This is a genomic window from Streptomyces huiliensis (genome assembly GCF_020037025.1).
GTDB classification, from domain to species: Bacteria; Actinomycetota; Actinomycetes; order Streptomycetales; family Streptomycetaceae; genus Streptomyces; species Streptomyces huiliensis.
The window spans coordinates 1-23,671 of the sequence record NZ_JAIQLH010000081.1; the positions used below are offsets into that span (position 1 = coordinate 1).

Below are 23,671 nucleotides of genomic sequence, written 5' to 3' on the forward strand. Positions count from 1 at the left end.
CGGCGGATCCGGCGACCGCGCCGGCGACCGCGCCTCGCGCCGCGTCCCGCGTCCGCCGCTGGCCGTGCCGCACGTGCCGCCGGGCACCGACGCGGAGCGGGCCGTGGCGGCCGAGTGGGAGGCCGTGCTCGGCGTCGACGGCATCGGGCTCGACGACAACTTCTTCGACCTCGGCGGCGATTCGATGCGCGCCGTGCTGCTCGGCGGGCGCCTGCGCACCGCGGGCGTGCTCGACGTGCCGGCCGCGGCCCTGCTCGCCACGCCGACGATCGCCGGGCTGCTCGACCGCGCCGGGCGCGGCGGGGCCGTCGGGCAGGAGGCGTTCGCCCCGATGCTGCCGATGCGGGCCGCGGGGGACCTGCCGCCGCTGTTCTGCGTGCACCCGGTCAGCGGCGTCGCCTGGCGCTACACGGGGTTGCTGCCGCACCTCGACCCGCGCCGCCCGGTGTACGGCCTCCAGGCCCTGGGCCTGGACGGCGCCCTCCCCGCCGCCGATCGCGCCGAGGACGTGATCCGGGACGGCCTGGAACGGATCCGGGCCGTCCAGCCCCACGGCCCCTACCACCTGCTGGGCTGGTCGTTCGGCGGTGCCGTCGCCCACCGCCTGGCCGCCGCCCTGGAGGCCGCGGGCGAGGAGGTCGCGTTGCTGACCATGCTCGACACGCCGCAGCCGGACGCGGCGGCGCTGGAGGGCGAGGCGGTCGAGGCGCAGGCCGCCGCCCTCGTCCTGCGGCTGGCCGGCCTGACCATGCCCGCGCCGGCCACGGTCGACGCGTCGCTCGCGCTGCTCGACTCCTCCCGCCGGGACCCCGAGGCGGTGCCCGGCACGCTCACGCGTGAGGAGGCGATCACCGTGGCGAAGGTGGTCCGCAACAACCTGCGGATCGCCCCCGATCTGGTTCCGGAACGGCTGCGCGCCGACGTCCTCTTCATCAGCGCCACCGAGGTGGCCGACGACGAACCGGAGGTCGCGGGCGGCATCGCCGACCGGGCCGCGTCCTGGCGCCCGTTCACCACCGGCGTCTTCGAGGAGGTCCCCCTCGCCTGCTCCCACTACGCCCTGACCGACCCCGGCCCGATCGAGGTCATCGCGAAGGCGGTCGAGGCACGTCTCGCCGGAGCCGGCGGAGGGGAACGGGCGGAGGTGGCGGCCGGATGACCGGCCCGGCCTCCGGTGGACCTCCCCGGAGGCGGGACCCGGCCGGGCGCCCGGCCGCCGGCCGGGTCCGGCGCTCCGGCGCCGTGGCCGTTCCCCCGTCGATCCCCCTGATCCACTGCGCGGCAGTCACCGGCTGACGCGCGACACCGCGCACTTTCCGGCGGACCCTCCCCCGATGGCGGGCCCGCCCGAACGACCCGAGGAGCACAACCGATGCCCGACTCCCTCCGTCCCCTCTGCCCACTTGAGGAGCTGCACGTCGGCGACCGCAGCCGGGCGGTGGTCACCGTCGAGGTCGAGGGCGGCCTCGACCTCGACGTGCTGGCCGCGGCCTGGTCGCGGACGCTCGACGCGCATCCGACGGCGGACAGCCGGATCGTGCCGCACGGCGGCGGGTTCGCCCTCGAACGGCTGGGGGCGGCCGACCGGCCGGGTCTGGCCGAACCGGCGCCCGGGGAGGACGTGATGACGGAGATCGCCACGTCCCCCTTGCCCGTCGGCGGCCCGGTCGCGCGGCTGTCGACGGCCGCGCGGGGCTCGGACACGGTCGTGGGGCTCGTCGTGGACCACGTGGTGACCGACGGCACCAGCGCCCTCACCCTCCACACGGAGCTCTGGCGGCACTACGCCGCGGTGCTGGCCGGCGAACCGGCCCGCCCGGCGGCGGCCGCGTGGCCGGCCACGGTGTCGGAGCGGCTGCCGGCCGTGTCCGGGGACGCCGTGGCGGCGCTGCTCGCCGAGCGCCTGGAACAGGCGCGCGACCGTCCCCTGGCGCAGTTGCCGTACGTCGAGGCGGGCGGGGACGGCGCGCCGTCGGCCGGGCGGCAGCCGGTGCACAACGTCCGCGTCGCCCTGTCCGCCGACAGGACCGGCGAACTCGCGGCGGGTGCACGGACGTTGGGCACCTCGGTGCACGGCGTGACCGCCGCGGCGCTACTCCTGGCGATACGGGAGGAGCTCGGCGGTTCCGGTACCGCCGCCCTCGGCTGCTTCTCGCCCGTGGACCTGCGCTCCCGGGTCGAGCCCCCGGCGGCGGCCGGCGTGATGCTGCCGCTGGTCTCCGGGTTCCCGGACGTGGTGGACGTCGCGCCGGGCGAGGGCCCGGAGCACGTGGGTCCGCTGGCGCGCCGGGTCACCGAGGGGCTGCGCGGTGCCCTGGCCGGCGACGGCTGGGCCGTGGAGACCGCCCTGCTCGCCCGCCTCGTCGACCACCCGGAGCTGCTGGCCACCACGGTGATCGTGTCGAACATGGGCCGGATCGCCGGGCCGGTGTCCCCGCCCGGGCTGCGGCTGCGCGACACCCGGCTGACGGCCGGGCGCGAGGACTACGGCCCCGGGTTCGGGCAGGGTCCGCTCTTCGCCTGTGTCAGCACCGTGGACGGCGCGTTCTCGCTGGAGATCCCGTACACCCCCGTCTGCTCCCCGCCCGCCCAGATCGAGCGGGTGCGGGCGCGGACGCTGGCGACGCTGGAGCGGATCGCGGACGCCGGGGCGCGGGCCGCGCTGTCCGTCTGACTCCCTTGCCTGATCCGACCACCACCCACTCCCGGAGGAACCCATGTCAGATCCGACCGACCGCATCGCCCTGGTGACCGGGGCCGGTCGCGGCATCGGCCGTGCCGTCGCCGTCCGCCTCGCCGCGGAGGGCGCGCTGGTCGCCGTCCACTACGGGCGGGACGACGAGGCCGCGCAGTCGACGGTGCGGGAGATCCGCGACGCCGGCGGGTCGGCCTTCGCGGTCCGCGCGGAGTTCGGCGCGCTCGGCGCCCTCGACGAGCTGTGGCGCCGCTACGACGAGGGCGTCGCCGCCGTCCGCGGCGGTTCGGGGCCGGCGCCGGTGGACATCCTGGTCAACAACGCCGGGATCACCGTCCCGCGCGGTGTGCGGGACCTCGAAGAGGCCGACTGGGACCGGCTGTTCGCGGTCAACGCCAAGGCCCCGTTCTTCCTGGTGCAGGGCGCGCTGCCGCGGCTGCGCGACGGGGGCCGGATCGTCAACGTCACCACCGCCGCGACCCGGGTGGCGATGCCGGTGATCGCCGCGTACACCATGACCAAGGCGGCGCTGGAGACCTTCACCGTCGACCTCGCCCTGGAGCTGGGGCCGCGCGGCATCACCGTCAACGCGGTCGCCCCGGGGTACACCGACACCGACATCAACCCGGACATGAAGGTGCCCGCCCAGCGCGAGGCCATGGCCGCCACCACCGCCCTGCGCCGGGTCGGTACGCCCGGCGAGGTCGCCGACGTCGTCGCCTACCTGGCGGGACCGGGCGGCCGCTGGGTCACCGGGCAGCGCATCGAGGCGGCGGGGGGCGTCCGGCTCGGACTCTAGGCGGGAGGGCGGTGCCCGGCCCGGAGTGGCGGCCGGTCGGAAATCCACTGGCCGCCGCTTGTCGTCGGCGGTCATACTGCCGCGATGGACCCGGTGACTCTTCGGACCGACCGTCTGGTGCTGCGGGCCTTCACGCCTGCCGACGTGGACGCGGTGTACGAGGCCTGCCAGGACGAGGACATCCAGTTGTACACCCCGGTGCCGGTGCCGTACCGGCGCGCGGACGCGGAGGAGCTCGTCGGCGAGAAGCTGCCCGCCCAGTGGGCCGCGGACAAGGACTACACCTTCGGCGCGTTCCGCGAGGACACCGGCGCCCTGGTCGGCTCGTACTGCCTGACCCGCGTCAGCCGCGGCGTCTGGGAGCTCGGCTACTGGGCGGTCAAGGAGCAGCGCGGACACGGGTACTCGGTGGAGGCCGCCCGGGCCCTGTGCGACTGGGGGTGGGCCACGCTCGACGTGCACCGCATCGAGTGGTGGGCCATGGTCGGGAACACCGGCTCGCGTGCCGTCGCCGAGAGACTCGGCTTCACCGTCGAGGGCACACTGCGCAAGCGCGGCATCGCCAACGACGGTGTACCGCACGACTGGTGGGTGGGCGGGCTGCTGCGGCCCTGATGGGCCGGTCCCCTAATCCCCTGCGACTTCCCGCAGCAGGCCGTCCAACACCGCGGCGACCTCCGACGGGTGGTCGCGGAAGAAGAAGTGGCCTCCCTCGAAGACCGTGAAGCGGAATCCTCCGCCGGCCTCGTCGCACCATCGCCGCACGTGCTCCACCGGCACCCGGGGGTCGTCCCGTCCGGCGAGTGCCGTGACCGGTGTGCGCAGCGGGGTCCGGCGCGGTGGCCGGTAGGTCTCGGCGGCCCGCATGTCGGCGCGGATGACCGGCAGGACGTAGTCGCACAGTTCCTCGTCGGCGAGCACCTCCGGTGCGACGCCGCCCATCGCCCGCAGCGTGCGGAGGAATTCCGCGCGGGGCTGGTCGTGGCACGGGGCGTGGACGCCGAGTGCCGGGGCCGGCGCCCCGGAGACGCACAGCGCGGCGGGCAGCGGCCGGCCGGCGTCCGCGAGGCGGTGGACCGCCTCGTACGCGACGCGCGCGCCGAGCGAGTGGCCGTAGAACACGAACGGGCGGTCGACCGCTTCGACGACGCCCGGGAGGAGCAGGTCGGCCATCGCCCCGACGTCGGTGAGGGCGGGCTGCCGCCGCGCGCTCTCGCGGCCGGGCAGGCGCGCGGTCACGGGGGTCACCCAGGGGGGCAGCGGTTCCAGCAGTTCGGCGTAGGCGCGGCTGCCGCCTCCCCCGTAGGGGAAGCAGAACAGCGTCACCGATCCCGGGGCGGTCCCGGGCCGGTGCCGCACCCAGGGTCCCGAGGCGGTGCGGGGCGGGCGCGTCCGGTTCACGCGGCGCGCGGGGTGAAGCGGACGGGGAGCGCCTTCAGGCCGCGCATGATGAACCCGGAGTGGCGCGCCAGCGGTTCGGCGCCCTCGTCCGGGCGCAGGTCGTCCAGGCCGCACAGCAGGGCCCGCAGGGCGACCTCGCCCTTCACGCGGGCCATCACGGCCCCGAGGCAGTAGTGCAGCCCGTGCCCGAACGCGAGCTGTCCGCGCACCTCGCGGTGGATGTCGAAGACGTCGGGGTCCTCGAACTGCCCGGGGTCGCGGGAGGCGCTCGCGAGGGAGACGAGCACGACCCCGCCCTTCTCCACGCGCATCCCGCCGACGTCGAGCGGTTCCAGGGCGTACCGCGGGGTGGCGGTCTCCACCGGCGGGTCGAAGCGGAGGATCTCCTCGACGGCGCCCGGGATGAGCTCCGGGTTCTCCCGCAGTTCCGCCATGGCGGCGGGGTTGTCCAGCAGGGCGAGCATGCCGTTGCCGATGAGGTTGACGGTGGTGTCCTGGGCGCCGTACATGAGCTGGAAGGCCATGGAGACCAGTTCGTCGTCGGAGAGCCGATCGCTGCCGTCCCGGATCCCGACCAATGCGGAGAGCAGGTACTCGTCGGGCTCCGCCCGCTTGCGCTCGACCAACTCGGCGAGTTCGGCGGTGAGTTCGGCGAAGACGGCGGGCATCCGGTGGACGTCCTCGGGTTCGGCCAGGCAGAGCAGCCGCAGGTACTCCTCGAACCGGGTGCGGTGTTCGGCGGGGACGCCGAGCAGATCGCAGATGATCATGGCGGGGAGCGGGAACGCGAACTCGCGGATGAGGTCGACGCGGCCCCGGCCGGCGAACCGTGCGACGAGTTCGTCGGCGACCTCGGCGATGCGCGGCCGCATCGCCTCCATCGAGCGCGCCGTGAACGCCCGGGACACCAGGCGGCGGAGGCGCTCGTGGTCGGGCGGATCGCTCATCAGCAGCATCCGGTTGACCAGGGCGTCGGGGTCGTCCGGTATGAGCTCCAGGGAGCGCCACGCCCGCTCGGCGTTGACGGTCATCTTGGAGAACCGGCCGTCCGCGAGCACGGACTTGGCCAGTTCGTAGCCGGTCACCAGCCACACGTCCGCGCCCAGGGTCATCCGTACGCGGTGGATCGGCGCCGCCTCGCGCAGCTTGCGGTACCACGGGTACGGATCGGTCTTGAAGCCCTGGTCGAACACCTCGAAGGCCGGCAGGCGGCCCTCGTGCGCCGAAGCCTCGTCGACGGTCATGACGGGTGCTCCCCTCTGTCCGGTGCGTCCGGCCCGTCCGGCCCGACCGGGACGTGAGGCTAGCCGCGGAAGGACTAAGGAATTCCTCAGAGCTCCGTTGATAGACCGTTCTCCGATGCCAGCCGTCACAGAACGAAGGTGAACCCCTGCCATGCCTCTTCTCGATGGATTCGTCCCCTGGCCGGCCGAGACCGCGGAGCGCTACCGGGCCGACGGCACCTGGGCCGGTGAGCCCCTGGGCGAGCTGCTGCGTTCCCAGGCCGCGCGGACCCCGGACAACGTGGCTCTGATCGACGGGGACCGGTCCTTCACCTACGCCGCCCTCGACCGGTGGGCCGACCGCCTGGCCGCCGGGTTCTCGGCCGCCGGCCTGCGGGCGGGCGACCGGGCCGTGCTCCAACTGCCCAACGTCGCCGAGCACGTGGCGGTGTCGTTCGCCTTCTTCCGCATCGGCGTGCTGCCGGTCTTCACGCTGCCCAACCACCGCATGGCGGAGCTGGACCACATCTGCGGCCTGACCGGGGCGAGCGCCTACGTGACCCTCGACCGGTTCCTGGGGTTCGACCACCGCGGGCTGGCCCGGTCCCTGCGCGAGCGGCACGCGTCGCTCCGGCACGTGTTCGTGGTCGGCGACCCCGGGGAGTTCGCGCCGCTCCCCGAAGCGGAGACGCCCCTGGACCCGGCCGGCGCGCCCGGTCCCGACGCTTCGGACGTGGCCTTCTTCCTGCTGTCCGGCGGCACCACGGCGCTGCCGAAGCTCATCCCGCGGACGCACGACGACTACCTCTACCAGGCCCGTACCGCCGCCGGGATCTGCGAGTACTCCGAGGACACCCGCTACCTGGCCACCCTGCCGATCGCCTTCAACTTCACGTGGGGCTGCCCGGGTGTGGTCGGGGTGTTCGCCAGTGGGGGCGCCGTCGTGCTGAGCACCGTGCCCGACCCCCAGGTGTGCTTCCCGCTCATCGCCCGGCACGGGGTCACCACGACGTCGGTCGTGCCGACGATCGCCCACTCCTGGATCTCCGCCGCCGACGGGCGCCAGGAGGAGCTGGCGACGCTGGAGCTGGTGCAGGTCGGCAGCGCGGTGGTGCACCGGTCGCTCGCCGAGGAGGTCGGACCGGCGCTGACGGCCCGCCTCCAGCAGGTGTTCGGGATGTCCGAGGGCCTGCTGTGCCTCACGCGCCGCGAGGACGCGCCCGAGACCGTCCTCACCACCCAGGGCCGGCCCATCTCCCCCCACGACGAGCTGCGCGTGGTCGACGCGGCGGGCGACGAGGTGGCGGCCGGCGGGACGGGCGAACTGCTCACCCGGGGCCCGTACACCCTGCGCGGCTACTACCGGGCCGAGGAGCACAACGCCGGCGCGTTCACCCCGGACGGCTTCTACCGCACCGGCGACCTGGTGCGCATCACCGAGGACGGCGGCGTCGTGGTGATGGGCCGCGCGAAGGACGTCATCGTCCGCGGCGGCGACAAGGTGTCCGCCCCCGAGCTGGAGGGCCACCTCACCGGCCACGAGCGGATCGACCAGGCCGCCGTGGTGCCCATGGCCGACGCCGTCCTCGGCGAACGCACCTGCGCCGTGATCATCCCGGTCGGCACGCCCCCGACCCTGGGCGAGCTGCGCCGCTACCTGCGCGACCGCGGGCTGGCGTCCTACAAGTTCCCCGACCGGGTCGTGTGCGTCGAGGCGTTCCCCAAGAGCGGCCTCGGCAAGGTCGACAAGAAGCGCCTCGTGGCCGACCTCGGCCTCGACGCGCCGCCGGGCCCGGACGCCGCCGGGTCCGACCGCGAGCCGGCCGGTGCCCACTCGTGAGCCGGGCGACGGCGGACCGCGCCGGCGGCGTCCACCCGCACCGGGGCAGCCTGCTCGGCGAGGCCGAAGTGCGGGCCGTGGCCGAGGTGCTGCGCGCGGACGCGCCCCTGTCGATGGGGCCGGTGCGCGAGGAGTTCGAGCGGGCCTTCGCCCGGCACGTCGGCGCCGCGCACGCCCTGACGGTCACCAGCGGGACGGTCGCGCTGGAGATCGCGATCCGGCTGCTCGACCTGCGGGCCGGGGACGAGGTCGTCGTGACGCCCCAGACGTACCACGCCACCGCGCAGCCGCTGCTCGCGACCGAGGCGACCGTGCGGTTCTGCGACGTGGAGCCGGGCAGCCTCAACATGGACCCGGACGCGCTGGAGACCCTGGTCAACGAGCGCACGAAGGCCGTCATCCTCGTCCACTACGGCGGCAACCCCGCCGACATGGACCGGATCACCGCCATCGCGCACGCGCACGGCGCCCTCGTGGTGGAGGACTGCGCGCACGCGATCGGCGCCGAGTACCGGGGCCGCCGCCCCGGCGCGCTCGGCGACCTGTCCTGCTTCAGCTTCCAGGCGTCGAAGAACATCACCACCCTCGGCGAGGGCGGCATGGTGTGCACCCCGTCGCCCGAACTGGCCCGCAGGATCGACCGGATCCGGTCGAACGCGGTGGACGGCACCTTCACCCCGTCCGCGCACCGCCGGCCCCCCGCGGCGCTGCCGTGGATGGCGTACGCCGACTACGCCTACCGGGAGGACTGCACGGGGCTGCGGGGCAGCGGGACCAACGCCGCGCTCTCCGAGGCCGCCTGCGCGGTGGGCCTGGTGCAGCTGGGGCGCCTCCCGGAGTTCGTCGCCCGCCGGCGGGCGATCGCCGCCGAACTCGACGCGGTGTGCCGCCGCTTCGACGTGCTGCCGCTGACCGCCGCGCCCGACGCCGTGCACCCGTACCACCTCTACACCGCGCTCGTCCCCGGCGACGGGCGGCGCGACCGCGTGCTGGACGCCCTGCAACGCTCCGGTACCCCCGCCCAGTTGCGCTACCACCCGGTGCACCTGCTGCCCGAGTGGCGGCTGCGCGGGCACGGCGAGGGCGAGTGCCCGGTCGCGGAACGCCTGTGGTTCGGCGAGCACCTCAACCTGCCCTGCCACCCCGCCATGTCCGACCGCCAGGTCGAGACCCTCGGCGCCAACCTGGCCGCCGCGCTGAGCGGCCGGGACGCGCCCGCCCGACGAGAGAAGGAACCCTCGTGCCCCTGATCCAGGTCAGCCTCTACGAAGACCGCCTCACGCCCGAGACCCGCCGCGCCCTGATCGGGGAGCTCACCGAGGCGGCGGTCCGCGCCCTCGGCCCCGAGTGCCGCGACGTGACGTGGGTGACGCTCCAGGGCATCCCCCGCGACCAGTGGGGCATCGGCGGAACGCCCGGCTGAGCGCGGCCCGGACCGCGCACGGGCCGCTTCCGGCCGGAACCCCGGCCGGTGCCGTCGACCTCCGACCGCCGCCGCGCCACCCTTCCGGCCGGCGGCGGGCATCCTCCCGCCGCGCCCGTTCGCGGTGCCGCACCACCCACCCCACCCGCCTCGCCGGCGACGGGAGCCTCCCGTACCGCCGGCCCGTACCCACCCGCCTCCGCGACCGCGGACCGGCGTGCCGCGGGCTGCCCGGCAAGGACGCAGCGCACGCGGTCGATCGCTCACCGACCGAAGGGGACCGACATGGCCTCGCCCACCGACGACACCACCATCGAGCTGGACGGCCACAGCCTCTCGCTGCGGGCCGTACGGCGGGTCGCGACCCAGCCGGGCAAGCAGAGAATCGCCCTCGCGGCGGCCGCGGCCGAGCGCATGACGGCGTCGCGGGAGGCCACGGAGCGGATCGTCGCCTCCGGCATCCCGATCTACGGGGTGACGACCGGCTTCGGCGACAGCAGCGGCCGTCAGGTCAGCGCCGACAAGGCCGGGGCGCTGCAACGGAACCTGCTCCGCTTCCTGCGGGTCGGCACCGGGGACATGGCACCCGACGAGGTCGTCCGCGCCACCATGCTGATCCGCGCCAACAGCGCCGCGCGGGGCAACTCCGGCATCCGCACGGCACCGGTGGAGCTGATCCTGTCGCTGCTGGAGAAGGACCTGCTGCCGCAGATACCGGAGCGCGGTTCGGTCGGCGCCAGCGGCGACCTCGCGCCGCTCGGCTACCTCGCCGCCGCGCTCACCGGCGAGGGCACCCTGCGCAGCCAGGGCCGGGCGCTCGACGCGGGCGAGGCCATCCGGGCCGGCGGCCTCGCGCCCGTCACCCTCAAGGCCAAGGAGGGGCTCGCGCTCGTCAACGGGACGTCCTTCATGGCCGCCTACGCCGCCCTGGCGGTCGCCGAGGCGGCCGAGCTGGCGTGGGCCGCCGAGCTGTGCACCGCGCTGTCCACGGAGGTCCGGCGCAGCAGCCGCGACCAGTTCACCGCGTTCCCGCACGAGCACAAGCCGCACCCCGGCCAGCTCGCGAGTGCCGCGAACGTCCACCGGATGCTGGGCGACTCCCCCGCCGTGGTCGCCGACACCGACCTCGTGGGCCCCGGTTCGAGCGAGGAGCGCCGGTACGTCGAGCTGGAGCGCCGCATCCAGGACCCGTACTCGATCCGGTGCGCGCCGCACGTCGTCGGCGTGCTGCGGGACACGCTCGGCTGGGCCGAGGACTGGCTGACGACCGAGATCAACTCCTCGAACGACAACCCGCTCTTCGAGGCGGCCACCGACACCGTCCACTACAGCGGCAACTTCTACGGCGGGCACGTCGCCCAGGCGGCGCAGGCGGTCTCCGCCGCCGTGGCCGGGGTCGCCGACCTGCTCGACCGCCAGCTGGCGATCCTGGTGGACGACAAGTTCAGCATCGGCCTCACGCCGAACCTGGTCGTCCCGGTCGGTCCCGACGACCCGGAGGCGGGGCTGCACCACGGGTTCAAGGGCGCGCAGATCGCCGCGTCCGCGCTGACCGCCGAGGCGCTGCACCTGACGATGCCCGTGAGCTCGTTCTCCCGCTCGACCGAGGCGCACAACCAGGACAAGGTCAGCATGGGCACCATCGCCGCGCGGCACGCGCACACGGTGGTCCGCCTGACGAGCCAGGTCACCGCCATCCACCTGCTCGCCCTGTGCCAGGCCGCGGACCTCACCGGGGTCGGGCGGCTGGGGAGCGCGACCCGGGCCGCGCACACGCTCGTCCGCGGGTACTCGCCGTTCCTCTCCGCCGACCGGCCGCTGGACGCCGACATCGAGACCGTCGCCGCCCTGCTGCGCGCGGGCGAGCTCCGCCGCGCGGTCGAGCGGCACGTCTGACAGCCCCGCGAGACCGGGAGGGAACCCCGATGCCGCACCCGACCACGCGCCCCGCCCCGCACCCCGCCGCCCCGCCCCCCGCCGCCGGGGAGACCACCGCCGGAGAGACCACCGCCGGGGAGACCGCGTCACCGCTGTTCGCGCCCGCCCGTACCGTCCGGCGGGACCGGCCGGACGGGACCGTGCTCCTCGCGTCGGCGCAGCCGCTGGGGGTGTACCCCGCCTCCGTGACCGACCACCTCCGCACCTGGGCCCAGGCCGGGCCCGACCGCCCGCTGGTCGCCGAGCGCGGGACCGGCGGCCGGTGGGAACACCGCACGTACGGCGAGGTGCTGGCGGCGGCGGAGGCGATCGGGCAGGCGCTGCTCGACCGCGGGCTGTCCGCGCGGAGGCCGCTGATGGTCCTGTCCGGCAACTCCACCGGGCACCTGTTGATGACGCTCGGCGCGCTGAGCGCCGGGATCCCGGTGGCACCGGTCAGCGTCGCCTACTCCCTGCTGAGCCGGGACCACGCGCGGGTCCGGGCGATCGCGGAACTCCTGCGGCCGGGCGCGGTGTATGCGGAGGACGCCGGGCGGTTCGGTCCCGCGCTGGCGGCGGTGGGCGGCGAGGCCATCGTCGTGGCGGCGCGGGGCGGGCCGGCAGAGCACTCGCTGGACGCCCTGCTGCGTACGGTGCCGGGCCGCGTGTTCGAGGCGGCCCGTGCGGGCGTCACGAGCGCGACGGTCGCGAAGGTCCTCTTCACGTCGGGCTCGACGGGAGCGCCGAAGGGCGTCGTCACCACGCACGGCATGCTGTGCGCCAACCAGCGGATGATGCGGCAGGTGTGGCCGTTCCTGGCCGGGGAGCGGCCGGTGCTGCTGGACTGGCTGCCGTGGAGCCACACCTTCGGCGGAAACCACAACGTGAACCTGGTGCTGGCCAACGGCGGCACCCTGTACCTCGACGACGGCCGCCCGACCCCGGAGCTGTTCGGGCGCACCCTGGCCAACCTGCGCGAGGTCTCCCCGACCCTGGCGTTCAACGTCCCGGCCGGGTACGCGCGGCTCGTCCCCGCCCTGGAGCGCGACCGGGAGCTGGCGGAGCGGTTCTTCGCCCGGCTGCGGCTCGTCTTCAACGCGGCGGCGGCGCTGGCCCCGGCCCTGCGCGAACGCCTCCGGGCGCTGGGCCGCGAAGTGACCGGGCGGGACGTGCCGGTGACGGGTTCGTGGGGTGCCACCGAGACCTCGCCGGCGTCCACCAGCGCGCACTTCCCGTTCACCGACCCGCGGTGCATCGGCGTCCCGCTGCCGGGTGTGGAGCTGAAGCTCGTACCGGCGGAGGGCGACGGCTACGAGGTCCGGGTGCGCGGGCCGCACGTGACGCCCGGCTACCTCGGCCGCCCGGATCTCGACGCGCGCGCCTTCGACGAGGAGGGCTACTACCGGCCGGGGGACGCCGTCGCGTTCGCCGACCCCGGCGACGCGGACGCGGGGCTCGTGTTCCGGGGCCGGCTGACCGAGGACTTCAAGCTCTCCACCGGTACGTTCGTGCACGTCGAAGCCGTGCGCGGAGCACTGCTGTCGGCCGCGCCGGTCCTCTCCGACGCGGTGGTCACCGGGGAGCACCGGGACGCGGTCTGCGCGCTGGCGTGGCTCGACCCGGCCGAGGCCGAGCGGGTGCTCGGCCGGCGGCCGGCCGCGGACGGCGAGGTGCTCTACTCCGACGCACTGGCGGCCCACCTCGGCGCGGCGCTGGAGCGACTCAACCGGGGTGCCGGGTCGGCGTCCCGGGTCCAGCGGCTGCTGGTGCTCGCCGACCCTCCCGACCTGGACGCGGGCGAGATCACCGACAAGGGCTACGTCAACCAGCGCCGGGTACTGGCCGCCCGCGCGCCGCTGGTCGCCCGGCTGCACGCGGAACCCGCGCCGCGGCACGTCATCACCCCGCGGTCCGGGCTCACTTGACGAAGTCCTGCGCCACCTTGGGCGGCCAGGTACCGACCTTGAGCAGGCCCATGGAGTAGGCGCGGGAGACGAGTGCGGCCCGGTTGGGCACGCGGAGCTGCCGGAACAGGCTCTTCACGTGGTACTCGACCCCCTGCCGGCTCAAGTACAGGCGTGCGGCCAGGGGGACGGTGGAGACACCGGCCGCGATGCCTTCGAGGATACGTGCGTCGATCTCGCTGAGGATCTTCTTGCGGGGCGTCGCCGCGGCGGGCTGCGCCGCCTCGCCGGCCGCCGCCAGCGTCAGCCAGACGGCCGAGATGTCGGGGGTCCCGCCGCGTACCGCCAGCGCCGTCAGGTCGGTCCGGAACGGGGTGCCGTCCGGTCCCACCGCGATGACCTCGGTGCCGAACCGGTCGCGCCGGCCCTCGGTGAGCCCGGCGAACTGCCGCAGCAGGGGCTCCCGGCAGCCGGGGTGCACCAGGTCGGTGAAGGACCGGCCGACGAGGCGTGGGGCCGAGCCGCCGAACCGGCGGAAGAACTCCTCGTCCGCCTGCCGGAGGACGAGGCCCCGGTCGAGGCAGGCCGTGGCCGAGCCCGGCCGGTGGAGCGGGGGGTGCGCTTCGGCGTGCTGCGCCGCCGGTGTCGTGAGGAGGCCCTCGAGAGTGGGGGTGGGGGTCGCCAAGGAACTCATCGCCTTTCGGGCACGTGCGGTGACGAGGATGCGGTCGCCGATGGGTCCGCCGGCCTCGCGCCGCGCGGTGGACGGGCGGCGCGGGGGTGGCCCGGGACGCCGGTGTCGGACGTACGGATCAGGGCCCTCCGAGCGGCGGCCGGCGTGCGCCGGGGCGTACGGGGGCGTCCTGGTGGTTCGGGGGCGGGGTGGCGGGACGAGCGGGGTGCCCTACGCGGGCGGACGGCGTACGGGTACACCGGTGCCGGGAGGCCGACGGTGCCCGGTCATCTCGGCCGGCATGCCTCCGGCCGGCCGCCACCCTCCGCGGTGGTCCTGTGGGAAGGGCACTCCCCCGTGCGCATGGCTGCTCCTCGCCTCGGAGGCATCCGGTCGGTGCCTCCGTCTGATGCGGTGTCACTGATCGTCAGTCTTCGCGAGCCGCCGGAACCCCGGCATCCGTCGTATGACTTGTCGTCGACCGGCCGATTCCGGACATCGGCCCGGGTTCCGGCCACGCTCGCCGGTCGGATCGCGGCGGCCTAAAGCAACCCACCGGCATACGCATCAGTCATTCGACGTGGATCGCCCGAGAAGGGACATCACCGGAGGCCGGCTGCCCGGCCTCCTTGACGGGCCCCCGCGCCGCCTCGTCCACCGGCACGCTCATGTGCGCGAGCGGGCCCCGCTCGCCTATCCTCGGCCGCCCGCCGACGAGTTCGGCGGCAGCCAAGGAGGAGGAGCCATGACCGTTCTCGTGACCGGCGCGACGGGAAAGGTGGGCCGTGTCCTGGTCGACCGGCTGCTGGGGGCCGGCCGGCGCGTGCGGGCCCTGACCAGGAATCCGGAAGGAGCCCGGCTGCCCGCTGCCGTCGAGGTGGTGGCGGGCAGCCTCACCGATCTCACCGGAGTCGCCGCGGCGCTCGACGGGGTGGACGGCGTCCACTACATGTCCGGGATGCTCGACCCGCGGAGTGCGGTACGGCAGGCCCGCGCCTTCGTGGAGCTCGCCGCGGACGCGGGGGTCGGGCGCATCGTCGACCTCTCCGGCCTCGCCGTGACCGTGCGGCGGGCGGGCAGTTACGAGATGCTGCGCGACGTCGAGGAGGTCATCGAAGCCTCCGGCCTGCCGTGGACGCACGTGCGGCCGGGCGAGTTCGCCAGTAACAAGCTGGACCTGTGGGGTCCGTCGATCCGCGCGGAGAACACGGTGCGCAGCGCCTTCCCCGACGCGCTCGGCGTCCCCGTCCACGAGGCGGACATCGCCGAGGTGGCGGCCGCCGCGCTCCTGTCGGACGGCCACGCCGGGCGCGCGTACTCGCTGAGCGGGCCGCAGCGGCTCACACAGCGGGAGCAGGCCGCGGCGATCGCCCAGGGGCTGGGCAGGCCGCTGCGCTTCGAGACGGTGACGTACGGCCGGGCCCGCGCCGCGTACATCACGGCCGGGATGCCGTGGGACGTCGCCGAGTACCTGCTGGGCTACCAGGCCGAGTACGCGGAGGAGCCGCCCGAGGTCCGGCCCGATGTCGAGCGGGTCCTGGGCAGGCCGGGCCGCACGCTGGCGCGGTGGGCCGCGGATCACGCGGCCGACCTCGCGGAGGCCCCCGCGCGGCGGGCGGCGGACCCGGCGGACCCGGCGGACCCAGCCGACGCTGTCACGGCCTGAACCGGAGGCGAAGTGCCGGGCTGTGTCCGGCACTTCGCGTCCACGGGGAGTACCCGCTCAGCCGAAGGACCGCCCGTACAGCTGCCCTCGGGAGGTGACGCCCAGTTTGGGGAAGACCTTGTAGAGGTGGTAGCCGACGGTCCGGGGGCTGACGAACAGCCGGGCCGCGATCTCGCTGTTGCTCAGGCCCTCGGCGGCCAGCCGCAGGACCTGGAGTTCCCTGGCGGTGAGGCCCTCGGCGGCCGGGGACGCGGGCGGGGCGGAGCGGGTGGTGCGGCCGCCGGCGGCGCGGAGTTCCGCGCGGGCCTGCTCGGCCCAGGGGGCGGCTCCGACGGCGGTGAGCTGCTCCTCGGCGCGCAGCAGGTGGTCGCGGGCGTGTTTGATCCGGCGGTTGCGGCGCAGCCATTCGCCGTACAGGAGGTGGCAGCGGCCGGTTTCGAAGGCGGAGGGGCCGGCTTGGTCGAGGGCGGCGAGGAAACGTTTCTCCGCCTCGTTCCCGGTCGCCACCAGGGCAAGGCAGCGGTGCTGGGCGGAGCGCAGGTGCGCGGGGAGGGGGACGTCGTCGAGGGCGGCGCGGGCGCGGGCGGTCTCGTCGGCCCTGACGCAGGCCTCGACGTAGTCCGGGAGGGCCAGTTGGCGCATCATGTAGTGACGGGCCGACCCGCCGGTGGTACAGACCTCGGCCAGCAAGCGTACGGCGTCGTGGGGCCGGTGGTCGGCGAGCGCGTCGAGGGCCAGGGCCCAGTGGGCCAGCGCGACGGCGGAGCGGACCCGGCGCGGGACGGTGACGTCGAGGGAGGCGGCGGCCAGTTCACGGCAGCGTTCGCCGTCCCCTTGGGCGGCGGCGATCCAGGCGAGCGTGGCGCGCAGGTGGCCGGCCGGGCCGGTCTGCCCGGTCGCCAGGGCGAGGTCGAGGCCCTCGGTGGCGTTCGCGCTCGCCGCGGGCCAGGCGCCGGTGAGGAGTTGGAGGGAGGCGAGGGGGGCGAGGGTCATCGGGAGGGTGCCGATCGCGCCGCCCTTGCGCAGGGTGTCGGCGGCGCTCTGGAGGGCTTCGAGGACGGGTTCGGTGGAACCGAGGAGGTGGGGGAGGAAGACCGGGGGCCACGCCCAGGGCCGTGGGTGCGCGGGGCCCAGCCAGGCGACCGGGGTGTCGGCGCCGTCGCCCGGCCGGCCGCCGGGGGCGGCGGGTTCGGCGAGGGAACCGACGTGCCGCATGTGGTCGGCGAACCGGCGCGCGTCGCAGGCGGGGCGGTCGCCCGCGAGTCCGTCCAGGAGTTCGGCGATGCCGCCCAGCCGCTCGGGGAGGTCGGCGATCCACGCCGACCGCGCCGCCATCACCAGGGACTCCCCCGCCAGGTACGGATCGGTGGTCCGGATCAGGCGGGCGCTCTCCAGCAGCATGGCGCAGGCGGCGGCGGGGTCGTCGGAGGCGTGGACGATGGCGCCCCGCACGCGGAGCACCCCGGCGCGCAGCCGCGGGGTGCCGGCCAGGGGCTCGGCCTGTCCGAGCAGGGCCTCGGCCTGCTGGGGTTCGGCGGCCTGCCAGGCGCACTCGGCGGCGTCGGTGAGCAGCCGGGCGCGGGTGCCGGGGTCGGAGGCGAGCGCGGCGGCCCGGCGCAGGGCCTTGGCGGCGGTGGCGACGCCGCCGGTGCAGCGGGTGCGGTCGGCCAGCCGGGTCAGGAGGCCGGCGGAGTGGTCGTCGAAGCCGACGGCGGCGGCGGCCAGGTGCCAGGTGTGCCGGTCGTCCCCGGCGCCGGTGGCCGACGCCAGGGCCAGGTGCGCGGCCCGGCGTTCGTTGAGGGGGGCGCCCTGGTAGAGGGCGGAGCGGACGAGGGGGTGACTGAAGCGGATGTGGTGCTGGTCGAGGTGGAGCAGGCCGCGGGCGGCGGCGGCGCACAGTTCGTCCATGGCCCGGTCGGTGCGTTCGGCGGCGCGGAGGACGACCGCGAGGTCGCCGTTGTGTTCGGCGGCGGCGAGGAGGAGGGCGTTCCCGGGCTGGGCGAGGAGGTCGGCGGCCCGGTGGCGGAAGAGCTGCTGCAGGCGTTCAGTGAGCGGGAGTTCGTCGGGCAGGACGGCTTCGCCGCTGACCTGTCCGGGGCTGAGGGCGGCCGGGAGTTCCACCAGGGCCAGCGGGTTGCCGTTGGCCTCGTTCAGGACGCGTTCCCGGGTGGCCGCGGCGGCGGTGGGCAGCCGGCGGGCGAGCAGCGCCCGGGCGGCGTCGGGTTCCAGCGGGCCGACGCGGAGTTCGCGTACGCCGGGGGCGGGGAAGGCCGGGGATCCGCCGGTGGCCGCGTCGCGCACGGCGAAGATCACGGCGACGCCTTCGGCTCCGAGGCGGCGGGCGACGAACTGCAGGGCGTCGGAGGAGGGGGTGTCGAGCCATTGGGCGTCGTCGACGAGCAGGAGCAGGGGTCTGCTGCGGGAGGACTCCGAGAGCAGCGCGAGGGCGGCGAGGGCGACGAGGAACCGGTCGGCGGGAGCGGTGTCCATGCCGAACGCGGAGCGGAGTGCGGCGGCTTGGGGGGCCGGGAGGTCCGCCTCTCCGGCGGTGAGGGGACGCAGGATCTGGTGGAGGGCGGCGTACGGTAACTCCGCCTCGCTCTCGACGCCGATCGCCCGCAGGACGCGTACGCCGCTGCCGGCCTGCTCGGCCGCGTGGTCCAGGAGAACGCTCTTGCCGATACCGGCGGGCCCGCGCAGCACCAGGCAGTCGCTGCGTCCTTCCCGGACCGCGGCGATGACGGCGGCCAGTTCGCTCTGTTCGCGTTCTCGTCCGACCAGCATGCGCGGGGAGGTCCTTTCCTGGGGATCCGTGCCATTGCTAGACGCATTCTCCGATCAATGGGTTTATCCGTCGTGTACGACTGGTGTGATCTGTATTACTTGGTCGCCAAGGACCGTCATGTCGCGGATGCTCCCCTCGCCTGGGAGGGGGCTCGGGCGTCCGGGGTAGGGACGGGAGCGGCACACCGCCTGAACTCGCCCGGTTGCAGGGCCGGTTCGCGCCCTTTGCTTGGCGGCCGGCGGCATCCTGACGTACCCGCGGTCGCCGGACGGGGCGGGGGGGGCGGCCCGCCCCGTGGCGGAGGACCGCGGTCAGGGCCGCAGGTCCTCCAGGAACAGCAGGGCTTCGTCGAGGGCGGCGGCGAAGTCCAGCTCCGGGTTCTTCGCCCACTCCAGGGAGACCTGGAGCAGCACGCCGAAGACGGCCCCGCTGTAGGCGCGGACGGAGGCGTCGCCCGGGTCGCGGCCCGCGCGTTTGGCCACCTGCTCGGACATGATCTCCATGGTCCGGCTCATGTTGCCGAGGCCGGCTCCCCACAGCTCGGGCTCGGAGGTGATGAGGACCCAGCGCTCGCGCTGGAGGGCCAGTTCCTCGGCGGGGATGTCCTTGAGCATCGAGCCGATCGTCCGGCGCTCCGCCTGGACCGGTGTGAGGTCGGGAGCCTGCGCCTGGAGCAGCATCGCGAAGGGCAGTTCGTAGTCGTGGGAGAAGACCAGGTCGGGTTTGGTCGGGAAGTAGCGGAAGACGGTGCTGGGGGCGACCTCGGCGGCCTCGGCGATCTGCTCGATGGTCGTGGCCGTGTAGCCCTGCTCCCTGAACAGCCGCACCGCCTCCCGCTGGATCGCGGCCTTGGTCCTGGCCTTCTTGCGTTCTCTCAGGCCGGGCACCGGTTTGGCCTGGTCAGGCTGCGTCTGCGGCTTCATGCTCAGATTCTGCGGGCTGGGCGGCGCGAGCACCAACACGGCGCGGGAGCATGACCGCGGCGACCAGGGCGCCGAGCAGGCCGAGGCCGCCGGAGACCACCAGGACGACGTCCAGGCCGTGGACGAAGGCCGAGCTCACCCTGTCGGCGAGCTCGGTGGACCGCACCGCGCGGGCCGTGGCCAGGCCGCCGAAGACGGAGTCCCGGGCCGCGCCCTGCGCGCGTTCGGGCAGGCTGCCGACGTCGAGGCCGCCGCGGTAGCGGGAGTTGAGGACGGATCCCAGGATGGCCGCGCCGAAGCTGCCGCCGAGGGTGCGGATCGACTGGTTGACCGCCGAGCCGACGCCCGCGCTCTCCGTGGACAGTTCGCCGAGCGCGGCGTCCATGGCGGTGGGGAGGGCGAAGCCGAGGCCCAGCCCGTAGGCGGCGGTCCAGGCGGCCGCGAGGCCGGTGCCGCTGCCGGTGTCCGTGGTGGCGCCGCAGAACAGGGCGGCGGCGAGGAGGGCGAAGCCCAGGCCGACCGCGGCCTTCGGCCCGACGGCCTTGGCGATCCGCCCGGCGGCCGAGACGCCCACGAGCAGGCCGCCGACCATCGGCAGCAGCCGGAATCCGCTGCCCGTCGCGTCGGTGCCCAGGATCGCCTGGTAGTACTGCGGCATCGTGAACAGCACGCCGAACATGGTGAAGTTGACGACGGTGCCGAGCAGGGTGCCCGAGGTGAACCGGGCGGAGCGGAACAGCGACAGGTCGACCAGCGGATCGGCCACCCGCTTCTCCCAGAGCACGAAGACGACGACGGCGAGCAGGCCGCCGAGCAGCGGTGCCAGGGTGCCGGCGTCCGTCCAGCCCTTCTCGCCGCCCTGGATCACGCCGTAGGTCATCGCGGCCAGGCCCGTACTGGAGAACACCAGGCCGCCCACGTCGAACCGCTTGGCCCGCGCGGCCTTCGACTCCGGCAGCCAGGCGGAGACCGCGAGAAAGGCGAGGACCACCACCGGCACGTTGATCAGGAACACCGCTCCCCACCAGAAGTGGTCGAGGAGGTAGCCGCCCAGGATCGGGCCGAGCGGGTAGGCCAGCATCGCCGCGCCGGCCACGGCGCCGATCGCCTTGGGCCGTTCCTCGTCGGAGAACATCACCGGCAGCAGCGACAGTGTCGTCGGCATGATCAGGGCGGCGCCCAGGCCGAGTGCCGCGCGGGCGGCGATGAACGTACCCGACGACGTGGAGTAGGCGCAGGCCAGCGACGCCAGGCCGAAGATCACCAGGGCGGCGAGCAACACCTTCTTGCGCCCGTAGCGGTCCCCGAGGACGCCGGCCGGGATCATTCCGGCGGCGAAGACCAGCGTGTACGACGTGACGAACCACTGCAGTCGGACGTTGTCGGCACCCAGGTCGTCGGCCATGGCCGGCAGGGCCAGGCTCAGGATCGTCACGTCGAAGCCCACGACCAGGGAGGCGAGCACGAGGGCCCCGACGGCCCACCACCTGCGCGCACTCGGATCCACTGACACGAGAGTCCACCCCCTGATAAGAGTCCAATCTCTTTTCGGAGCGTACTCTCATTTTTTCGGGCGGGGCAATCCCGAGCCGCGTTCACTCCTCGGGCGGCGCGGCGGTGTCGTCGTCCGGGCACGTCCGCCGGACGAGGTCGTCCACCACCGCTTCGAGCCGCGGCCGGGCCGCGAGGAGGGCCCGCTGCCGCTCGGCCGCGGAGCCGTGCGCGTCCAGGCGGCGGAGGAAGGCCGCGGCCCGCTCCTCGTCGCCGTACGCGCGCAGGACGGGACGGAGGTGCCGGAACAGCCGTCCGGCCTGGGCGGACGGGGGCAGGCGGCGGCCGGTCGGGGCGTCGAAGCCGTCACCGGACCAGCCGTCGCGGGCGGCGCGCCAGTACGCGGCGCGCAGCAGTTCGGCGCCGGTGCGGGGGCCCGGGTCGCCGTCCACGACCCGCCGGGCGGCCGTGACGACCAGCGCCCGGATCAGGGCGGTGAGCGCCACCGTCCCGTCCACGTCGGGCTGGACGTCCATGGTGCGGACCTCCAGCGTCGGGAGGGCGGGGTTGGGCCGGACGTCCCAGAACGGCATGCCGGGCTCCAGGACGGCCTCGGTGGCGGCCATGGCCTCGGCCTGCCGCAGGTGGTCGGCGAGCGACTCGGCGTACGGGGGCGGCCCCAGGCACGGGAAGCGCCCGCGGATGACCGGGCGCCAGGCGGCGTAACCGGTGTCCCGGCCTTCGTGGAAGGGCGAGTTGGCACTCATCGCCACCAGCAGCGGCAGCCACGGCCGCAGGTGGTTCCCGACCAGGACGGCGGTCTCCCGGTCGGGGAGGTGCACGTGGACGTGGAGGGCGCAGACGGCGAAGTCGTCGAGCATCCGGCGGTACTGCAGGAGCCCGGCGCGGTAGCGCGGGTGGCCGCCGATCTCCGTGCGGCAGCCGTCGCCGCCGATGACGGGGGTACCCGAGGCGCACAGGCGCAGGCCCTCGGCACGGGCGGCGGCGGCCAGGCCGGTACGGACGCGGAGCAGCTCCGCGCGCAGCTCGTCCATCCGGGCGCACGGCGGGGTCTTCCCCTCGACCTGGCATTCGGTGAACTCCCCGGAGACACACGCGCCGAGCGCGGGCGCGGCGCGTGCGACGACCCGGGATCCGGCCGCGACGACGCCGCGGGTCGCGGGGTCCACGAGGAGGAACTCCTCCTCGACGCCGACCGTGGGTCCGCTCCGGCCGTGCTCGCCGTTCACGGTTCCAGGATCGGGCCGCGGGTCGCGGTTGTCGCCCGCTCGCCGCCGGGGTGGTGCCGTCACGCGTCGGGATTGCCCTTGTGCGGGGGCCTGACCTGCGGCGATCGTACGGCGGCGGCACGGCTGCCGCCGCCGGCCGGGCCCCGGAAGCAGCCGGCCGACCGGCCGCGGCACGGGGGGGCGTAGCCGGCGCTGCCGCGCCACGCCCTGGCGCGGTATCCGGGCCGCCCGGGGCTCGCCGGGCTCGCCGGGCTCCCGCGCGCGGCGCTCGCCGGCCCCGCGCGTACCCGCGGATCCGGGACGCCCTCCCGGTCGTCATGGCCCGCCGGGACGGGCACGCGTTCCGCCTGCCCGTCCCCCGCTTCGCGCCGCGCACCGTCGACGTCGTGGCCCGGGTGCTCCACCCGGCCGGATTCCGGGTCTCCGGCCCGCCTTCCCCGACCCGCCGGCGGACGGCCGGGCGCGTGGCCGAGCGAGTGGTGGCGCGCCCGGCTCCCGCTCAGCCCTCCCAATCCTCCTCGTCGCCGCCGCGCATGACGCGCCAGTCCTGGACGTCCTTCAGCGCCGTGCGCGCCAGCTCGGCATACTGCACCGGGCATTCCCACAGCTCGCGGGAGGAGAGTTCGGCGGGCACGGGGGTGTCCGGGTGGTCCTCCGGTGCGTACAGGTGGACCACCGCGAGGTACCGGGACCGCGTGTTGGCGGTGGCGGTGGACCAGGGGTGCCGGGGGTGCTCGCAGGTGACGTCCTGGTCGACGGTGGCGAGGGCGGCGGCCAGGTCGCGGGTGTACGAGGGCGGCAGCCCCGCGTACGTCTGGGCGACGCCCATCCACAGGCACAGGAACAGGCCGATCCGCTCGTCGTCCCGGACCTGCCCGGAGAGCCAGCGGCGGGCGGACCACAGGGCGACCGGGCCGGTGTTGTTCTCCCAGGTACGGCGGATCGCCTCCTGGAGGGCGACGACGTCGACGCCGCCGTCGTCGCGGACGAAGCGCGCGTCGAGGTGGGAGACGTCGATGCCGCCGAAGTTCCGCCGGTACGCCTCGCGTACCCGGTCCGCGGCCCGGCCGGCGAGTTCCGCGAGGAACGCCTCGCAGTCGAACACCGCCATCGCCTCGCCCGCAAGACCCCTGTCCTCGGCGAACGCGGCCCGGCCGGCCTCGGTCAGCATGCTCGCCCCCGCCTCGACGCCGTACTCGGAGTCCAGGTGCGCGGGGTGACCGCCGCCGTCGGCCGGACAGGTGCAGGGGTCCGGCCCCAGCGTGGCGAGGATCCCGTCCAGGGCCTCCGTGTACGACGTGAGGAGGGACTTGCCGTAGACGCGCGCGGAGGCGTACCAGCAGGTGGCGTAGAGGAGGATCGTGTACCCGGTCCGCTCCCGGCGGCCCTGCGGGGTCCCGTGGCGGCCGAGCGCCTCCGCCGCCTCGTCCGCGAGTGCGGCGAGGGCCTCCTCCGGGTCCACGGAGGGGTAGTCGTTGACGATCCCGGACAGGGCGATCATCAGCTCGCGGTGGTCGGCGGGCAGTTCAGGCGTCACTTCAGTCACATCCGTCACCGACGCGTGAGCGGTGCGGGTGGTTCCGTCGGCGGTCTGATCGGCCGGTACGCCCGCTGGGGGCCGGGTTCGCGGTACTCGCCGTCGGCCGGCGGCCCGGGTGCCTGCTCCCGGCCCTGGCCGACG

At 75.1% G+C, this 23,671-nt stretch carries 18 protein-coding genes; 10 read left to right on the top strand and 8 right to left on the bottom strand.

Features of this window, described 5'->3' with window-relative positions:
* The 4 genes from JNW98_RS16440 to JNW98_RS16455 form a co-directional block, all read left to right on the top strand.
* On the top strand, positions 1-1,159 hold a 1,159-nt coding region (locus JNW98_RS16440; protein ID WP_223768981.1), incomplete at its 5' end, for an alpha/beta fold hydrolase.
* 213 nt (positions 1,160-1,372) lie between these two features.
* A complete protein-coding gene (locus JNW98_RS16445; RefSeq protein ID WP_223768982.1) occupies positions 1,373-2,674 on the top strand; it encodes a phthiocerol/phthiodiolone dimycocerosyl transferase family protein in 1,302 nt (433 codons plus the stop codon).
* 43 nt (positions 2,675-2,717) lie between these two features.
* On the top strand, positions 2,718-3,494 hold the full coding sequence (locus tag JNW98_RS16450) for an SDR family oxidoreductase (protein ID WP_223768983.1): 777 nt from the start codon (positions 2,718-2,720) through the stop codon (positions 3,492-3,494).
* Positions 3,495-3,578: 84 nt separating this feature from the next.
* A complete protein-coding gene (locus JNW98_RS16455; RefSeq protein ID WP_223768984.1) occupies positions 3,579-4,109 on the top strand; it encodes a GNAT family N-acetyltransferase in 531 nt (176 codons plus the stop codon).
* Between the two features lie 12 nt (positions 4,110-4,121).
* Here the strand turns inward: JNW98_RS16455 and JNW98_RS16460 are convergent, their stop codons facing one another.
* Both JNW98_RS16460 and JNW98_RS16465 read right to left on the bottom strand, forming a co-directional pair.
* Positions 4,122-4,820 carry a thioesterase II family protein gene (locus tag JNW98_RS16460; protein ID WP_223768985.1) on the bottom strand — a complete coding sequence of 233 codons (699 nt, stop codon included), beginning with the start codon at positions 4,818-4,820 and terminating at the stop codon, positions 4,122-4,124.
* 71 nt (positions 4,821-4,891) lie between these two features.
* Positions 4,892-6,139 carry a cytochrome P450 family protein gene (locus JNW98_RS16465; protein WP_223768986.1) on the bottom strand — a complete coding sequence of 416 codons (1,248 nt, stop codon included), beginning with the start codon at positions 6,137-6,139 and terminating at the stop codon, positions 4,892-4,894.
* A gap of 151 nt (positions 6,140-6,290) precedes the next feature.
* Between JNW98_RS16465 and JNW98_RS16470 the strand changes: the two genes are divergently transcribed.
* The 5 genes from JNW98_RS16470 (at position 6,291) to JNW98_RS16490 (ending at position 13,223) form a co-directional block, all read left to right on the top strand.
* Positions 6,291-7,958: a (2,3-dihydroxybenzoyl)adenylate synthase gene (locus tag JNW98_RS16470; protein WP_223768987.1), complete on the top strand. Its 1,668-nt coding sequence runs from the start codon at positions 6,291-6,293 to the stop codon at positions 7,956-7,958.
* Positions 7,955-9,208: a DegT/DnrJ/EryC1/StrS family aminotransferase gene (locus JNW98_RS16475; protein ID WP_223768988.1), complete on the top strand. Its 1,254-nt coding sequence runs from the start codon at positions 7,955-7,957 to the stop codon at positions 9,206-9,208. The genes JNW98_RS16470 and JNW98_RS16475 overlap by 4 nt, the downstream gene beginning before the upstream one ends.
* Positions 9,199-9,381: a tautomerase family protein gene (locus JNW98_RS16480; RefSeq protein ID WP_223768989.1), complete on the top strand. Its 183-nt coding sequence runs from the start codon at positions 9,199-9,201 to the stop codon at positions 9,379-9,381. Before JNW98_RS16475 ends, JNW98_RS16480 begins: the two co-directional genes overlap by 10 nt.
* A gap of 285 nt (positions 9,382-9,666) precedes the next feature.
* Complete coding sequence (locus tag JNW98_RS16485) at positions 9,667-11,277, top strand: HAL/PAL/TAL family ammonia-lyase (RefSeq protein ID WP_223768990.1); 1,611 nt, start codon at positions 9,667-9,669, stop codon at positions 11,275-11,277.
* Positions 11,278-11,306: 29 nt separating this feature from the next.
* Complete coding sequence (locus tag JNW98_RS16490; RefSeq protein WP_223768991.1) at positions 11,307-13,223, top strand: feruloyl-CoA synthase; 1,917 nt, start codon at positions 11,307-11,309, stop codon at positions 13,221-13,223.
* Here JNW98_RS16490 and JNW98_RS16495 read toward each other — a convergent pair.
* Positions 13,216-13,896: a helix-turn-helix transcriptional regulator gene (locus JNW98_RS16495; protein WP_372459261.1), complete on the bottom strand. Its 681-nt coding sequence runs from the start codon at positions 13,894-13,896 to the stop codon at positions 13,216-13,218. The genes JNW98_RS16490 and JNW98_RS16495 overlap by 8 nt on opposite strands.
* Before the next feature lie 724 nt (positions 13,897-14,620).
* Between JNW98_RS16495 and JNW98_RS16500 the strand changes: the two genes are divergently transcribed.
* On the top strand, positions 14,621-15,541 hold the full coding sequence (locus tag JNW98_RS16500; RefSeq protein ID WP_223768993.1) for an SDR family oxidoreductase: 921 nt from the start codon (positions 14,621-14,623) through the stop codon (positions 15,539-15,541).
* 57 nt (positions 15,542-15,598) lie between these two features.
* On the opposite strand, the gene JNW98_RS16505 is transcribed toward JNW98_RS16500, so the two are convergent.
* The 5 genes from JNW98_RS16505 to JNW98_RS16530 form a co-directional block, all read right to left on the bottom strand.
* Positions 15,599-18,325 carry an ATP-binding protein gene (locus JNW98_RS16505; protein WP_223768994.1) on the bottom strand — a complete coding sequence of 909 codons (2,727 nt, stop codon included), beginning with the start codon at positions 18,323-18,325 and terminating at the stop codon, positions 15,599-15,601.
* Positions 18,326-18,637: 312 nt separating this feature from the next.
* On the bottom strand, positions 18,638-19,249 hold the full coding sequence (locus JNW98_RS16510; RefSeq protein ID WP_223768995.1) for a TetR/AcrR family transcriptional regulator: 612 nt from the start codon (positions 19,247-19,249) through the stop codon (positions 18,638-18,640).
* Positions 19,227-20,756 (bottom strand): DHA2 family efflux MFS transporter permease subunit, encoded by a 1,530-nt coding sequence (locus JNW98_RS16515; protein ID WP_223768996.1) that lies wholly within the window; start codon positions 20,754-20,756, stop codon positions 19,227-19,229. Before JNW98_RS16515 ends, JNW98_RS16510 begins: the two co-directional genes overlap by 23 nt.
* 88 nt (positions 20,757-20,844) lie before the next feature.
* A complete protein-coding gene (locus JNW98_RS16520; protein ID WP_223768997.1) occupies positions 20,845-21,990 on the bottom strand; it encodes a carboxylate-amine ligase in 1,146 nt (381 codons plus the stop codon).
* 499 nt (positions 21,991-22,489) lie between these two features.
* Complete coding sequence (locus tag JNW98_RS16530) at positions 22,490-23,527, bottom strand: hypothetical protein (protein WP_223768998.1); 1,038 nt, start codon at positions 23,525-23,527, stop codon at positions 22,490-22,492.
* Positions 23,528-23,671: the final 144 nt, after the last annotated feature.

Bases quoted from the DNA above. Each gene is read 5' to 3' on its own strand.
- JNW98_RS16445 (WP_223768982.1), top strand. From the start codon at position 1,373: ATGCCCGACTCCCTCCGTCCCCTCTGCCCACTTGAGGAGCTGCACGTC.
- JNW98_RS16450 (WP_223768983.1), top strand. From the start codon at position 2,718: ATGTCAGATCCGACCGACCGCATCGCCCTGGTGACCGGGGCCGGTCGC.
- JNW98_RS16455 (WP_223768984.1), top strand. From the start codon at position 3,579: ATGGACCCGGTGACTCTTCGGACCGACCGTCTGGTGCTGCGGGCCTTC.
- JNW98_RS16465 (WP_223768986.1), bottom strand. From the start codon at position 6,139: ATGACCGTCGACGAGGCTTCGGCGCACGAGGGCCGCCTGCCGGCCTTC.
- JNW98_RS16470 (WP_223768987.1), top strand. From the start codon at position 6,291: ATGCCTCTTCTCGATGGATTCGTCCCCTGGCCGGCCGAGACCGCGGAG.
- JNW98_RS16485 (WP_223768990.1), top strand. From the start codon at position 9,667: ATGGCCTCGCCCACCGACGACACCACCATCGAGCTGGACGGCCACAGC.
- JNW98_RS16490 (WP_223768991.1), top strand. From the start codon at position 11,307: ATGCCGCACCCGACCACGCGCCCCGCCCCGCACCCCGCCGCCCCGCCC.
- JNW98_RS16495 (WP_372459261.1), bottom strand. From the start codon at position 13,896: ATGAGTTCCTTGGCGACCCCCACCCCCACTCTCGAGGGCCTCCTCACG.
- JNW98_RS16500 (WP_223768993.1), top strand. From the start codon at position 14,621: ATGACCGTTCTCGTGACCGGCGCGACGGGAAAGGTGGGCCGTGTCCTG.
- JNW98_RS16505 (WP_223768994.1), bottom strand. From the start codon at position 18,325: ATGCTGGTCGGACGAGAACGCGAACAGAGCGAACTGGCCGCCGTCATC.
- JNW98_RS16510 (WP_223768995.1), bottom strand. From the start codon at position 19,249: ATGAAGCCGCAGACGCAGCCTGACCAGGCCAAACCGGTGCCCGGCCTG.